This window comes from Pseudonocardia cypriaca, from assembly GCF_006717045.1.
Classification (GTDB): Bacteria; Actinomycetota; Actinomycetes; order Mycobacteriales; family Pseudonocardiaceae; genus Pseudonocardia; species Pseudonocardia cypriaca.
This window is the reverse complement of the sequence record NZ_VFPH01000001.1, coordinates 1,202,302-1,215,029: the sequence shown is the minus strand read 5'-3', so window position 1 is coordinate 1,215,029 and position 12,728 is coordinate 1,202,302. Positions and strand designations below refer to the sequence as shown.

The window sequence follows — 12,728 nt, the reverse complement described above, 5'->3', positions numbered from 1 at the left end:
CGCTCACAGCGATCCTCCGCCCGCGTCGACCCGCAGCACGATCTGGCCGTGGGCCTCCCCCCGCTCGACCGCGGCGTGCGCCTCCGCCGCGCGGTCCCACCCGAGCAGCTGCAGGTGGCTTGCCGGCGGCCGGAACCCGTTCGCCACGTCCGCCCACAGCGCGGCGCGCTGGGCCCGGTTGCCGGTCCGCACCCCGATCAGCGACTGGCTGCGCAGGTAGAACGTCAGCAGCGGGACGGGCACCGGGTCGTGGCTGATGGCCCCGGACATGACGATCGTGCCCATCGGCGCCAGTGCGGGCAGGTAGGCGTTCCACAGCTCGGTGATGCCGAGGTTGTCCACCACGCAGTCGATGCCGTCAACGTCGCCGACCCCGTCCACGTCGGTTCGCAGCGCCTCGGCCAGGTCCGGCCGGTCGCCGTCGATCATCGCCGCCAGCGGGAGCCCGGCCAGCCGGTCGGGATCCCGCCCGAGGCGGTCGACGCCGATCACGCGTGCCCCGCGGAACGCCGCCAGCGCGGCGAGGGTGGAGCCCAGCGAGCCGGCCGCTCCCAGGACGAGCACCGTGGACCCGGGACCGACCCGGCCGGCGTCCAGCTGGGCCGCGGCCACCCCGCCGTTGGCCGCGAGCGAGGCGGCCGCGGCCAGCGACACGTCCTCGGGCACGGGCTGCACGTTGGCCTCCGGAACCACGCAGAACTGGGCGTAGCTGCCGGGCCGGTGCACACCCACCAGCCGGAACCCGGCACAGGCCTCTTCCCGGCCCTGCCCGCAGGCGCGGCAGTTCCCGCAGGTCAGCACCGCCGACACTGCGACCCGGGAGCCGACCAGACGGTCGTCGACCCCCGGTCCGACGGCGTCGACGACACCCGCGTGCTCGGTGCCGAGCACGTGCGGGAAGGCGGTGATGGACGGCGCGAACGGCGGTCTGCCCGCGCGGGCGGCCACGTCCTTGGTCCGGGCGACGGCCACCGCCTCGACCGCCACCCGCACCTCACCCGGACCGGGCTCCGGGTCGGCGAGCTCCGCGGCACGCAGCACCTCGGGTCCGCCGAACCGCTCGATCACGATCGCCCTCATCGGGGCCGCTCGGACCCGGGCGGGTTCGCCATCGCCCGCACGACCTCCGGGGTGATCCCTCCCGAGGTGCCCCACACGTCGGCGTTCTCCTGGGTGCGCGCCCATTCCTGCGGCATCCAGCCGCTGTCGACCTCGATCAGCTCGGCGGTGTACTCGATCACGTTGCCCACCGGGTCGAGGAAGTAGCAGAAGACGTTGCCACCCGGGCCGTGCCGGCCCGGCCCCCAGATCGTGTCGACGCCGGCCCTGCGCATCCGGCCCAACGCCCGCATCACCTCGTCGGTGTCCCGGACCTCGAACGCGACGTGGTTGAGCGAGGTCCACTCCCCCGGCGCCAGCACGATGCAGTGGTGCACCGGGTTGCAGCGCAGGAACACCATCTGGTCGTTCTCGTATGTGTCGGAGACCGCGAACCCCAGTACGTCGACGAAGAACGCCTTCGACGCGGCGAGGTCAACCGTGTTGAGGACGACGTGGCTGAGCCGGTCCGGCCCGAAGTCGCGCGAGGCGGGATCCGGACGCTCCGGCACGTCCGCGCTCACCTCGATGCGCCGTCCCTCCGGATCGGTGAACTCGACGGCGTACTCCCCGCCGGGCCGACGGGCCGGGCCCGCGAGGAGTTGCGCGCCGCTCGCCCGCACCCGCTCCGCGACGGCATCCACCGCCGCGGCGTCGCGGGCTCCGAGGGCGATGCGGACGAGCTGGTGCGGGTCGCCCGCGACCAGCCGCAGCACGTGGTGCTCCGGGCCGCGGGCCCGGAGCGCGATGGTTCCCTCCGCGGCGGTGCCGGGCAGGTCCTCCACCCGCTCCAGGCCCCAGGTCTCCTCGTAGAACGGCAGGAGCGCTGCCGGCTGCTCCGCCGAGATGTCGATGCTTCTCAGGTGGGTGATGCCGAGCCCGTCCCTCATCGATCCCCCTCGATGCATCCGAGCGGATGTGTCAGAGTATAAAGCAGTTTATAAGCCGCTTGACAAGAGGACTTCGATGGACGGCACCGGCACGGCCCGTGTCGCTCAGCGCACCGCGCCGTTCAGCGACCGGCGACCGGTCGCCTGGCCGCAGAGACCCGTGTGGTGGACGAACCGCTGAAGATCGGCGCGCTCTCCTGAGCGAACCTGGGCAACAGGCGCCCGAACATCTCCCGCTCCTCCGGCGTCCAGTCGGCGCAGATCTGCCTGATGCGTTGCCGGTTCCTGATCCGCATCGCGTCCAGGTGCTCCACGGCCGCGGGCGTGAGGCTCACGACCAGAGCACGACGGTCACGCTCGTCCGGCCGCCGGACGACCAGACCGCGAGGCTCCAGCTCGTCGAGGTGGCGCGTCACGGTCGTGCGATCCAGACCCAGAGCCTCGGCCAGCTCCGACACCCGCAAGGGGCCGACGCGGTACAGCAGCATCAGCGGCGCGATCGTGCCGCGGCGCAGGCCGTCGGAGAAGGTGGCGGCGAGCTCGTCGAGGTAGCCCTCGGTCGTATGCAGCAGAACCGCCATCGCATCCAGGATCCGATCCTCGAGCCGCTGTCGTCCCACCATCGCCCTGCCCTGCTCCTGTCTCGCGCGTCCCGGCGGAAGTATGGGGCAGCTCGTTCGCCGTTGATGCGCGGTCGTCAGGCCGACTCCGCGAACGCGGCTTCTCGCACCACTCCGCGAACCTACGCGTACTCGGGCCTGATGTCCGTCAGCCGGCCGCCTGCGACCGAACCCGCTGGACGGGGACGGCCGACCCGGCACCCGCGCGAGCGACGCGCCGTGCCCACGATGCGGGATTACGTGTAGCACGCCACTCAATTTACGTGTAGCTTGCCGCATATTCCGGCGACGCTCCCGCTCGTCCCCCACGCGCCACGAACTGCGCACCGCCCGAACCGCCACTGGAAGGGATCTGCCGCATGGATCTGAACCCGCCGATCCACCTGCCCGACTTCTTCATCGGTGAGCCGGCACCGGTCTACCGGGAGCTGCGCAAGAACTCGCCGGTGCACTGGACCGACGCCAACGGCGGCTTCTGGGGGATCACGCGCTACGAGGACATCAAGTGGATCGCCTCCCGGCCACACCTGTTCTCCTCCGCGCGGGGAGTGCTGATGCCGGGTCCGAACATCGATACCGACGAGGTGCGTCCGATGCTGATCACGACCGACCCACCCCGTCACCAGGCGATGCGCAGGATCATCTCGAAGGGCTTCACCCCGCGGCACATCAACGCGATGGAGCCCGGCATCCGCGAGATAGTCCGCGGCGCCCTCGACCGCGCCGAACCGGGCGTGGAGCTGGACTACGCCGAGGGCATCGTCGCACCGATCCCGACCCGGATCATCGCCGACCTGCTCGGCGCTCCGCACCAGGACTGGGAGCAGTTCCGCGCCTGGTCCGACGCGTCGGTCGGCTCAGCCGACCCCGACATCACCCTGACATCACGGGAGGCGCTCGGCATCCTCACCACGTACTTCCAGAACCTGATCGACCTGCGCGATGAAGTGCGCACCAACGACCTGATCTCGATCCTGATGGACGCCGAGGTCGACGGGGAGCGCCTGTCCCACGACGAGGTCATGGCATTCCTGCACCTGCTGCTGGTCGCCGGCAACGAGACCACCCGCAACCTGATCTCCATGGGCACGCTCACGCTGATCGACCACCCCGACCAGCTGCAGAAGCTCATCGACGACCGCAGCCTGATCCCCAGCGCCGTCGAGGAGATGCTGCGCTTCATCTCCCCGGTCACACACATGACCCGCTGGGCGACCGAGGACGTCCCCCTTCGCGACAAGGTCATCAAGAAGGACCAGCCGGTCGTCCTGCTCTACGGCGCCGCCAACCGTGACGAGGCGATCTTCGGCGACGACGCCGAGGAGTTCGACATCACCCGCAGGCCCAACCCGCACCTGGCTTTCGGCACCGGTCAGCACGCCTGCCTCGGGCTGTCACTGGCACGACTCGAGGCCCGGGTCTTCTTCGAGGAACTCCTCGCCCGCTTCACCCGGATCGAGCTCGCGGGCGAGGTACTGCGCATGCGCTCGACCATGGTGCCCGGGATCCGGCGCATGCACGTCCGACTGGGAGCCGCGACCACGAGGACGGCTCGATGATGAAGATCGTCGTCGACCGGGCCAGATGCACCGGGATCGGGATCTGCGAGGCCATCGCCCCCACCGTGTTCGAAGTGGACGACGACGGCGGGCTCGTCCTGCTGTCCCAGCTGGTTCCCCACGGCGTAGCAGCAGAGGTGGCCGAGGCGGTCGAGGGCTGCCCGACGCTGGCGTTGCGGCTGGAGCCGTGATCGCGGTGTCAGCCGAGGAGATCCGCTGCCTGGTCGCGGTCGGGGCCTCCCTCGCGGGCGTGCGCGCCGTCGAGGCGGCGCGCAAGGCCGGCTTCGAGGGCCGGGTCACCTTGATCGGAGCCGAACCCCATCCGCCGTACGATCGGCCGCCCCTTTCCAAGGAGTTCCTCCGCCCCGATCACGCACCCGAACCGGTTGTCCTCCACGGCCGCGCCGAGCTCGTCGAGGACTTCGAGGCAGAGGTGCTGCTGGGCGCACCGGCCACGGGCTTGGACCTCGACGCCCGCACAGTGCGGGCCGGTGATGCGGACGTTCCCTACGACGCGCTGGTCATCGCCACCGGTGCCGCCGCCCGCGAGCTGCCGGGCACCGGCCACCTGTCCGGGGTACACGTCCTGCGCGATCTCGACGACGCCAAGGCGATCCGGCTCGCACTCGACGACGGCGCGCGCACCGTCGTCATCGGAGCCGGCTTCATCGGCTCCGAGGTCGCCTCGGCGGCCCGCAGGCGCGGCCTCGACGCCACGGTCGTCGAAGCCCGGCCCACACCCCTGGTCCGCGCCATCGGCCCAGACCTCGGCTCCGCGCTGGCCGGCCTCCACGAGCGGAACGGCGCCACCCTCATCTGCGGGCGGCCGGTGACCGGGCTCGAAGGAACCGGCGCCGTCGAGCGCGTACACCTGGCGGACGGAACCATGGTCGAGGCCGACCTCGTCGTGGTGGGCGTCGGCGCGGTGCCGTGCACCGACTGGCTCGCCGGTAGTGGTCTGGAGCTCGACGACGGAGTGGTGTGCGACGAGTTCCTGCAGACCAGCGCCCCTGGCGTCTACGCCGCGGGTGACGTCGCCCGATGGAACAACCCGCAGTTCGACCGGATGATGCGGGTGGAGCACTGGTCGAACGCCGCCGAGCAGGGAGTCCGCGCGGCCCGCAACGCGATTTCACCCACCACCGCCGCCGAGCCCTACACGACGGTCCCCTACTTCTGGTCCGACTGGTACGGCTCCCGCATCCAGTTCGTGGGACTCGCCGCCCGGGATCAGCACGAGGTGGTCTCCGGCGACCTGGCCGGCGACCACTTCGTGGCTCTCTACCGCGAATGCGACAAGCTGACCGGTGCGCTGACCCTCAACGGCCGGCGCCACATCATGAAGTACCGGAGGCTCATCGCCCAGGGCGCCACCTTCGAGGAGGCACTCGCGTTCTCCCGGACGGTGGCCGCCCGTCCGCGCAGCCGCGGACCGCAGTAGCTCGGAGGCCGCAAAGCCGTCTTCGGTCGCGAGCACCCGCCGCCTCGGCACCGCCGTGACGCAGCGTCGAGCACCACGAGCTCGAGCTCGTTCCCACACGACGCCGTCCGTGACCGGCACGCCAACCCGCACGTCGTTGCGGGCGACTCTTCCGATCTGACGGCCGCCCAGTCTCTGTGAGGAAAGATCGAGCATGACCGAACAGCAGCACCCGGATCAGAACCGGAACCAGGACCCGATCGACCAGGAGAAACCCACGCCTGCCGCATCCGCGTCCCCGGAACCCGCCCGCACCCGGGAGCAGGTGGTGCTGGACCGGATGGGCGGACGAAGGGGGTTCATCTACTCGACCATCCCGATCGTCGTGTTCGTGACGGCCAACCTGTTCCTCCCACTGGTGGCAACGCTCGGCATCGCCGTCTCGGTCGGAGGGGCACTGACCGCGATCCGCATCATCCGCGGCGAGCGATGGACCTCGGCGGCCGCAGGCCTGGTCGGTGTCGCGGTCGCCGCCACGATCGTTGGCCTGACCGGGTCGGCGAAGAACTACTTCCTGCTCGGGATCTGGGCCTATTTCGCCGGCTTCGTCATAGCCGTCGTCTCGGTGCTGATCCGCTGGCCGGTGAGCGGGATCATCTGGAACTTCCTGCACGCGGGCAAGTACCGATGGCGATCCGACCGGTCGGTGATGCGCGCACACAGCCTCGCCACACTGGCCGCCGCCGCCGTGCTGGGCTCCCGGTTCGTCATCCAGCAGTGGCTCTACCTCGCCGACAGCACCAGCGGACTGGGCATCGCCCGCATCGCGATGGGCACCCCGCTGTCCGCACTGGTCGCAGTGGTCGGGTTCTGGGCCTTCCGGCACAGCAGCAAGCAGCTGATCAAGCGGCCGGACCACGCACCGGAGGTTCCGGGCGACGGCCGACGCTAGGGAGTGAGTCGACCGGGTCGCCCACCGCGCCAGGGAACCTCACCGGCAACGTCGAGCGCTGACCGGCCTGCGCCGGCCGCCGGCGCCGCTCCGTCCAGCAGATCGCTCCATCCCACCTGGAGAGCTGCCGTGACAAACGCTGCGAACCCAGCACCGTCGCCGAGGGTCCTCGTCGCGGTGCTGACCCTCGCGGGAATCACCGTGTCATTGCAGCAGACCTCCGTCATCCTCCTGCTCCCCCAGCTGCCTCGGCTCCTCGACGCGTCTCCCGCCGACACCTCGTGGGCCATCACGGCCACGCTCCTCGCCGGCGCGGTGTCCATCCCGACCTTCGGACGCCTGGCCGACATGTGGGGAAAGCGCCGAATGCTGCTGGTCTGTCTGGGGATGCTCGTCGCCGGCTCGGTGACGGCGGCGCTGAGCACCTCGCTGGCCTGGCTGGTGGTGGGCCGCGCCATGCAGGGCATGGGCGCGGCCGTGGTGTCATTGGGTATCAGCCTGATGCGCGACCAGCTGCACCCGCAGCGCCTGGTCACGGCTACCGCGCTGATGAGCACCTCGCTGGGTGTCGGCGGGTCGCTGGGGCTGCCGCTGTCGGCGCTGCTTGCGCAGTACGCGAACTGGCGCGTGCTGTTCTGGGCCGCCGCCGGCCTGGGCGCCCTGTCGGTGGTCCTCGTGCTCCTCACCGTCCCCGAGTCGAAGCAGCGCACAGGTGGGCGGTTCGACCTCGTGGGCGCGCTACTGCTCGCGGGCATGTTGGTCTGCCTCCTGCTCGCGATCTCAGAGGGCGGCGCTCGGGGCTGGGGGAGCCCCGTGGTCGTGGGCCTGTACGTGGCCGCCGCCGTGCTGGTCGTGACGTTCGGCCGGTGGGAGCTGCGCACCCCCCAACCGTTGATCGACCTGCACGTCAGCCGACGCGCTCAGGTGCTGCTCACCAACACCACCTCGATCGTCTTCGGCTACGCGATGCTGACCAGCTCCCTGGTGCTCAGCCAGCTGCTACAGCTGCCGACGACCACCGGATACGGGTTCGGCGAACCGATCGTCGTCGCGGGGCTCCTCCAAGCTCCCGGCGGCCTGTGCATGATGGCCATGTCGCCGGTGTCGGCGCGCCTCACCGCAGCACAAGGCCCACGCACGACGCTCATGGTCGGAGCGCTGGTCATCGCCTCCGGCTACGGCTTCTCGGCCCTGTTCCACTCCCAGATCTGGCACCTGCTCCTCAGCGCCGGCGTGGTCGGTTCCGGGATCGGCCTGGGCTACGCCGCGATGCCCTCACTGATCATGGGCGCAGTCCCCGTCACCCAGACCGCGTCGGCCAACAGCCTCAACAACCTCTGCCGGTGCCTGGGCACCTCCATCGCCAGTGCGATGGCCGGCCTGCTCCTGGCGACGATGACGACAACGGTGGGCAACGAGACCGTTCCGTCCCGAACCGCGTTCGTCACCGTCCTCCTCATCGGCGCAGCCGCCGCGCTCCTCGCGCTGCTGCTCGCGGCCTTCATCCCACGCCGTTGCACCGCTCCCCCTGCCGGTCCCGCGCCGGCACTGCGCCAGAGCGGGCTCGGCTCCAGCCCGTTGTGACGGGCTTTGGGCTCGTGGTCGGTCTCGCAGCGATCGAGGACACAAGTAGACGACCGGTCTAATCGTGCTATGGTCGGGCCATGCCCGCCGCCGTCGACACTCGCCAGGCCATCCTCGATGCCGCTCAGCGCATCATGGCCCACAAGGGCTGGGCGGCGGTCGGCATCAACGAGGTGCTCGGCGCGGCCGGGGTCCCGAAGGGCTCGTTCTACCACTGGTTCAGCTCCAAGGACGCGTTCGGCGAGGCCATGATGCGGGGCTACTTCGCCGACTACCTGGCGGAGATGGACGCGGTCTTCGCCCGCCCGGACACCCCGGCCGCGGACCGGCTCATGGCCTACTGGGAGGGCTGGCGCGAAACCCAGAGCCTCGAGGACTGCCAGGGCAAGTGCCTCGCGGTCAAGCTCGGCGCCGAGGTCGCCGACCTCTCCGAGCCGATGCGGATCGCGTTGAAGGAGGGCACGACCGAGATCGTCGACCGCCTGCAGCGGATGATCGAGGCCGGCACCGCGGACGGGTCGCTGTCCGTGGAGGGGGACGCCCGCGCCACCGCTGAGACGCTCTACGACATGTGGCTCGGAGCCAGCGTGATGGCCAAGATCCACCGCGACCCCACCCCCCTGGACAACGCTCTCACCCTCACCGCGCGCCTCCTGGGCGTGCAGCGCCACTGGTAACAGTCGTCCCGCGCTCCGACCGGCAGCGCGGGCTCATCTCCAGCATTCCTAGTCGACCGGTCTACTCAAGGAGAAGCACATGAAGGTCCTCATCGTCCTCACCTCGCACGAGGAGCTCGGCGACACCGGCAAGAAGACCGGGTTCTGGCTGGAGGAGCTCGCTGCGCCCTACTACCGCTTCAAGGGGGCCGGCTACGAGATCACCCTGGCCTCGCCAAAGGGCGGCCGGCCGCCGCTGGACCCGAAGAGCAACCAGCCCGAGTTCCAGACCGACGACACCCGCCGTTTCGAGGCCGACGCCGAGGCGACTGCGGCACTGGCGAACACGGTGCGCCTGGACTCGGTCTCGGCCGCCGACTACGACACGGTCTTCTACCCCGGCGGCCACGGTCCCCTGTGGGACCTCGCAGAGGACCAGAGCTCCGTGCGTCTCATCGAGACCACGCTGCGCTCCGGGAAGCCGGTCGCGCTGGTGTGCCACGCCCCGGGCGTGCTGCGCCACACCACCAACGAGGACGGCAGCCCGCTCGTGGCGGGCAAGGAGGTCACCGGCTTCGCCAACACCGAGGAGGCCGCGGTCGAGCTCGTCGACGTCGTCCCGTTCCTGGTCGAGGACGAACTGACCAAGCTCGGCGGCGAGTACTCCAAGGGTGCCGACTGGGCGCCGTACGTGGTCCAGGACGGCCTGCTCATCACGGGCCAGAACCCGGCGTCCTCGGCCCCGGCCGCCGACGCCCTGATCGCGAAGCTCGGAGCGTGAGCGCCCGCTCGAGGAGATGCTCCGCACCCGGATGACCCCGGTATGGACATCCTCGAGGTGAACACCGACGACGCCCGCAGCGTCGGGCTGGTCGGTGGCAGCGACGTCGGTCGGCTGCTCGGCCGCGTCGATCAGGTCCTGGTCGACGCGGCCGGTACGGCAGCCAGCGTCTCCCGGAACGGTTCGCACTGCACCGCGTAGTCCGGGCCGGACCGGCGCGGACGCTCGTGCTTCTCGACCTGCCGATCCGCCCGGTATCGCTGCCTACTCGCTCGACAGCCGCTCGGCGATCAGCGGCACGACGGCGTCGAGTGCGAACTGGATCGACAGCACCGAGTTCGTGGAGTAGGCCTTCTGCACGTCCGGGTCGTCGAACACGATGACGCGGCCTGCTCGAACGGCCGGGATCGCGGCGAACAGCGGCGTGGCGTTGACCTCGGCCGCCGTCCGCTGGATCGGGAAGACGACCAGCAGGTCGGCGTCGAGCACGGAGAGCTGCTCCTCGGACACCGGGTGGGAGAACCGCACTTCGGGCAGTGACTCGATCCGCGGGTTCGGGACGAAGCCGAGCCGCGTCATGAACTCCACGCGTTCGGTGCTGGATGCGTACGCGCCCCAACCCGTTCCGGATCGCGCCGCGACGGTGACCGTTCTACCGGCGAACTCCGGATGCGCGGCCGCAGCGGCCGCGAACCGCCCCTCGACATCGGCGATCAGCTCCGCCCCCCGCTCCGGGACGCCGAGCGCGGCGGCGACCATCGTGACCTGGTCGGTAAGGGTCGTCTTGTAGTTCTCGGCGCCCGGCGGAAGCGCGATCGTCGGAGCGATCCGGGACAGCAAGTCGTATCGCTGCTCGTCACCGGAACTCTTCGTGTCCAGGATGAGATCCGGTCGCAAGGCGGCCACCTGCTCGTACGAGGGTTCGAGGGTGCCGATGATCTCCGGAGGTGCCGTGTAGCGCCCGGCTGCCCACGGACCGACGCCCTCGCCGCCGAAGTCGAGCCAATCGGCCGCACCGACGGGTTGCACGCCGAGCGCGAGAGCGGTCTCGGCGTCACCCCACCCCATGGCGACGACCCGCGTCGGCGGCGCATCGACGGTGACATCGCCGAACTTGGTGACGACGGTGACCGGGAAGGCGGCATCCGCGTCCGGCTGCTGGCTCGACGTGCTCGGCGCCGTCGCACTCCCGCCACCACAGGCGGCGAGCAGGAAAAGCGCACTCAGGCCTGCGACGAGAGAGAGCCACCTCGGTTTCATGAGGGCAGGCTAACCATGCTGCCGAGCGGAGGATGTCACCGGCTGACGCGGCGACCCGGGCGGTCCGCAGGGATCGCGACACGTCGTCCGGCGGGCCCGGGCTCACAGCACGCTCGCCGAGACGACAGCGCGTACGCCCAGGAACATCCCCAGCTCATCCGCTGCAGCGTGCAGCGCGGCGGTCTCGGCGGCGTCGAACGGCCGGCACAGCACCGCATCGAGCACGACGGTGCCGGCCCGGACCGTACGCTTCCAGCGGCCGGCCACCTGTGTGTCGACCACGATGCCACCGTTCGGCAGTGCGGCCTTGCCCGATGCCACGGGCGCCAGGTCGCCGAGGTCGAGCAGGTACCTGCTCTGGGTGTAGCCGACGATGTACTCGTCGTAGGCCTGCAGCAACCGCACCGATGGGGACGGGGCCGGCGTGCGGGCGTTTCCCGGCGCGGACCAGAAGGTGCTGCCGTCGACGTCGGTGCTCTCCAGTGCGTCGCCGGCGAGCGACAGCCCGGTGGCGATGTCGGCACGCGTGAGGCTGGACCACCACGCCAGGTCCTTCGTCGTCGCCGGACCATGGCTGGTGAAGAACCGGCGGACCAGCTCGGCCAGCGCCGCATCGCGCTCCAGGCTCGCCGCCCGCGGGACCCGCTCCTCCAGCAGCGCGTACGTGTGCTGCTTCCCCCGCAGCGGGCCGCTGCAGATCATCCGCTCCAGTTCGGCGTGGATGAGGATGTAGCCGAGCCGGAACCCCGCCGCGGTGATGCCATGGCGGGCGAGCAACGCCGCGATCTCGGTGCGAGTGAGGTGGTTCCCGTCGGCGACGGCGTCGGCGATCAGGTCCGTGGTGCGGCGCAGCAGCGGACCGTCGAGCTCCCCCAGCCGGTAGGCATACGTGTTGAGCGCATGGATCCGCGGTGCCGTGAGTTCCAGCAGCCAGCGCAGGTCGCCCGGGGCCACGAAGTGCCACGTCGGGCGTAGCACGTGCGTGCGCAGGATGACGCCGTCGTCGAATGCGCGATCGAGGTCTGCGTCGGTGACGCCGGGGCCGAGCCGCAGGGCGAGCGCCCACTTCGCCACGTGGTAGTCCTGAGACTGCAACCCACCGAACCAGCCGACCACATCGGCGGCGTCGGCGAACGGGGCCGGCTGCGCGCCACCCAGGCCAACGGCGCCGGTGCGGCGGTGGGCCAACTCGAGCCTGTCGGGCGTCACCGCTGCCCCCCGGCGGGCTGGGTTCGGTCGGTCGGCCGATCCTCGCGGTCCCGGACGCCGGCGAGCCGGTCGATGGTCATGCGGACTCTCCCCAACGGTTCGGGGCGGGAGTGTAGATCTGGCCACCGACACGATGTGACATCTCGTGAATCCGTGGTTGGGCCATGTGGTGATCCGGCGTGTGCGAGCGGTGACGGCGTCGACCGGCCACTGCTCATCCCGGGCGTTCTTGCATCCTCGCCTTGCATCTGCACGCCGTGATCGCACACTGTGGATCTCATGACCGTCACCGACGAACCGAGCCCCCGTTCGTCCGAGACCCGACTCCACATACCGCCGGCGACCGTGACGGTGACTTGCACCATCGACCACCACGCGCACGAGGTGCCCGACGTCGAACTCGCGGCGGCCTCCTCGCGGCCCGGCGGCCTGGTCCGGGCGATCTGCGGGCAGGCCATCGCGCCGGGCCCGATGGTCGCGCCCGACGGACCACCCTGCCTGCTGTGCACCGCCATCGATGACGTGCAAAGGGAGCGCCGGTAACGACGCAGGATTCGCGGCGCGAGACCGGGGAAGCGGCGAGGGCCTGGCGCCGTGCGCCTGCTCACCGGGCGAGCGGTTGCGCCCCTGTCTCCCGCACAGCCGTGAGCAGCACCACCAGGCTCACGGCCGCGCCGGCCCCCAGGTAGAAGGACGGGG

Annotated in this window: 14 protein-coding genes; 9 read left to right on the top strand and 5 right to left on the bottom strand. The window is 70.7% G+C overall.

Features of this window, described 5'->3' with window-relative positions; genetic code table 11:
• Positions 1–3: 3 nt before the first annotated feature.
• The 3 genes from FB388_RS05675 to FB388_RS39235 all read right to left on the bottom strand — a co-directional run bounded on the left by FB388_RS05675 (position 4) and on the right by FB388_RS39235 (position 2,569).
• Positions 4–1,080, bottom strand: coding sequence for a quinone oxidoreductase family protein (locus FB388_RS05675; protein WP_170225485.1), 1,077 nt, complete (start codon positions 1,078–1,080; stop codon positions 4–6).
• Positions 1,077–1,988, bottom strand: a complete 912-nt coding sequence (locus FB388_RS05670; protein ID WP_170225484.1) for a VOC family protein — start codon at positions 1,986–1,988, stop codon at positions 1,077–1,079. The genes FB388_RS05675 and FB388_RS05670 overlap by 4 nt, the downstream gene beginning before the upstream one ends.
• Positions 1,989–2,110: 122 nt before the next feature.
• Entirely contained in the window at positions 2,111–2,569 is a 459-nt protein-coding gene (locus FB388_RS39235; protein ID WP_211361780.1) for a MarR family winged helix-turn-helix transcriptional regulator, read from the bottom strand.
• Between the two features lie 398 nt (positions 2,570–2,967).
• Between FB388_RS39235 and FB388_RS05660 the strand changes: the two genes are divergently transcribed.
• The 8 genes from FB388_RS05660 to FB388_RS39230 all read left to right on the top strand — a co-directional run bounded on the left by FB388_RS05660 (position 2,968) and on the right by FB388_RS39230 (position 9,761).
• The gene (locus FB388_RS05660; protein ID WP_142097842.1) at positions 2,968–4,167 is read left to right on the top strand and encodes a cytochrome P450; all 1,200 of its coding nucleotides are present in this window, start codon (positions 2,968–2,970) and stop codon (positions 4,165–4,167) included.
• The gene (locus FB388_RS05655; RefSeq protein WP_342787879.1) at positions 4,164–4,358 is read left to right on the top strand and encodes a ferredoxin; all 195 of its coding nucleotides are present in this window, start codon (positions 4,164–4,166) and stop codon (positions 4,356–4,358) included. The genes FB388_RS05660 and FB388_RS05655 overlap by 4 nt, the downstream gene beginning before the upstream one ends.
• The gene (locus FB388_RS05650) at positions 4,355–5,608 is read left to right on the top strand and encodes an NAD(P)/FAD-dependent oxidoreductase (protein WP_246121650.1); all 1,254 of its coding nucleotides are present in this window, start codon (positions 4,355–4,357) and stop codon (positions 5,606–5,608) included. Before FB388_RS05655 ends, FB388_RS05650 begins: the two co-directional genes overlap by 4 nt.
• A gap of 193 nt (positions 5,609–5,801) precedes the next feature.
• Complete coding sequence (locus tag FB388_RS05645; protein ID WP_142097840.1) at positions 5,802–6,539, top strand: DUF3159 domain-containing protein; 738 nt, start codon at positions 5,802–5,804, stop codon at positions 6,537–6,539.
• A gap of 129 nt (positions 6,540–6,668) precedes the next feature.
• Positions 6,669–8,123, top strand: a complete 1,455-nt coding sequence (locus FB388_RS05640) for an MFS transporter (protein WP_142097838.1) — start codon at positions 6,669–6,671, stop codon at positions 8,121–8,123.
• Positions 8,124–8,203: 80 nt separating this feature from the next.
• On the top strand, positions 8,204–8,800 hold the full coding sequence (locus FB388_RS05635; protein WP_142097836.1) for a TetR/AcrR family transcriptional regulator: 597 nt from the start codon (positions 8,204–8,206) through the stop codon (positions 8,798–8,800).
• A gap of 79 nt (positions 8,801–8,879) precedes the next feature.
• Entirely contained in the window at positions 8,880–9,560 is a 681-nt protein-coding gene (locus tag FB388_RS05630; protein ID WP_142097834.1) for a type 1 glutamine amidotransferase domain-containing protein, read from the top strand.
• Positions 9,561–9,602: 42 nt separating this feature from the next.
• Positions 9,603–9,761 carry a hypothetical protein gene (locus tag FB388_RS39230; RefSeq protein ID WP_170225481.1) on the top strand — a complete coding sequence of 53 codons (159 nt, stop codon included), beginning with the start codon at positions 9,603–9,605 and terminating at the stop codon, positions 9,759–9,761.
• Positions 9,762–9,824: 63 nt separating this feature from the next.
• Here the strand turns inward: FB388_RS39230 and FB388_RS05625 are convergent, their stop codons facing one another.
• Positions 9,825–10,820 carry an ABC transporter substrate-binding protein gene (locus tag FB388_RS05625; RefSeq protein WP_142097832.1) on the bottom strand — a complete coding sequence of 332 codons (996 nt, stop codon included), beginning with the start codon at positions 10,818–10,820 and terminating at the stop codon, positions 9,825–9,827.
• A 102-nt stretch (positions 10,821–10,922) separates the two neighbouring features.
• A complete protein-coding gene (locus tag FB388_RS39225) occupies positions 10,923–12,029 on the bottom strand; it encodes a winged helix DNA-binding domain-containing protein (RefSeq protein ID WP_170225480.1) in 1,107 nt (368 codons plus the stop codon).
• Between the two features lie 279 nt (positions 12,030–12,308).
• Here FB388_RS39225 and FB388_RS39220 point away from each other — a divergent pair, with 279 nt between their 5' ends.
• The gene (locus FB388_RS39220; RefSeq protein WP_170225479.1) at positions 12,309–12,572 is read left to right on the top strand and encodes a hypothetical protein; all 264 of its coding nucleotides are present in this window, start codon (positions 12,309–12,311) and stop codon (positions 12,570–12,572) included.
• Positions 12,573–12,728: the final 156 nt, after the last annotated feature.

Excerpts from the sequence above, each read along its gene's own strand:
- FB388_RS05675 (WP_170225485.1), bottom strand. The coding sequence starts at position 1,080 with ATGAGGGCGATCGTGATCGAGCGGTTCGGCGGACCCGAGGTGCTGCGT.
- FB388_RS05670 (WP_170225484.1), bottom strand. The coding sequence starts at position 1,988 with ATGAGGGACGGGCTCGGCATCACCCACCTGAGAAGCATCGACATCTCG.
- FB388_RS39235 (WP_211361780.1), bottom strand. The coding sequence starts at position 2,569 with ATGGCGGTTCTGCTGCATACGACCGAGGGCTACCTCGACGAGCTCGCC.
- FB388_RS05660 (WP_142097842.1), top strand. The coding sequence starts at position 2,968 with ATGGATCTGAACCCGCCGATCCACCTGCCCGACTTCTTCATCGGTGAG.
- FB388_RS05655 (WP_342787879.1), top strand. The coding sequence starts at position 4,164 with ATGATGAAGATCGTCGTCGACCGGGCCAGATGCACCGGGATCGGGATC.
- FB388_RS05645 (WP_142097840.1), top strand. The coding sequence starts at position 5,802 with ATGACCGAACAGCAGCACCCGGATCAGAACCGGAACCAGGACCCGATC.
- FB388_RS05635 (WP_142097836.1), top strand. The coding sequence starts at position 8,204 with ATGCCCGCCGCCGTCGACACTCGCCAGGCCATCCTCGATGCCGCTCAG.
- FB388_RS05630 (WP_142097834.1), top strand. The coding sequence starts at position 8,880 with ATGAAGGTCCTCATCGTCCTCACCTCGCACGAGGAGCTCGGCGACACC.
- FB388_RS39230 (WP_170225481.1), top strand. The coding sequence starts at position 9,603 with ATGGACATCCTCGAGGTGAACACCGACGACGCCCGCAGCGTCGGGCTG.
- FB388_RS05625 (WP_142097832.1), bottom strand. The coding sequence starts at position 10,820 with ATGAAACCGAGGTGGCTCTCTCTCGTCGCAGGCCTGAGTGCGCTTTTC.
- FB388_RS39220 (WP_170225479.1), top strand. The coding sequence starts at position 12,309 with ATGACCGTCACCGACGAACCGAGCCCCCGTTCGTCCGAGACCCGACTC.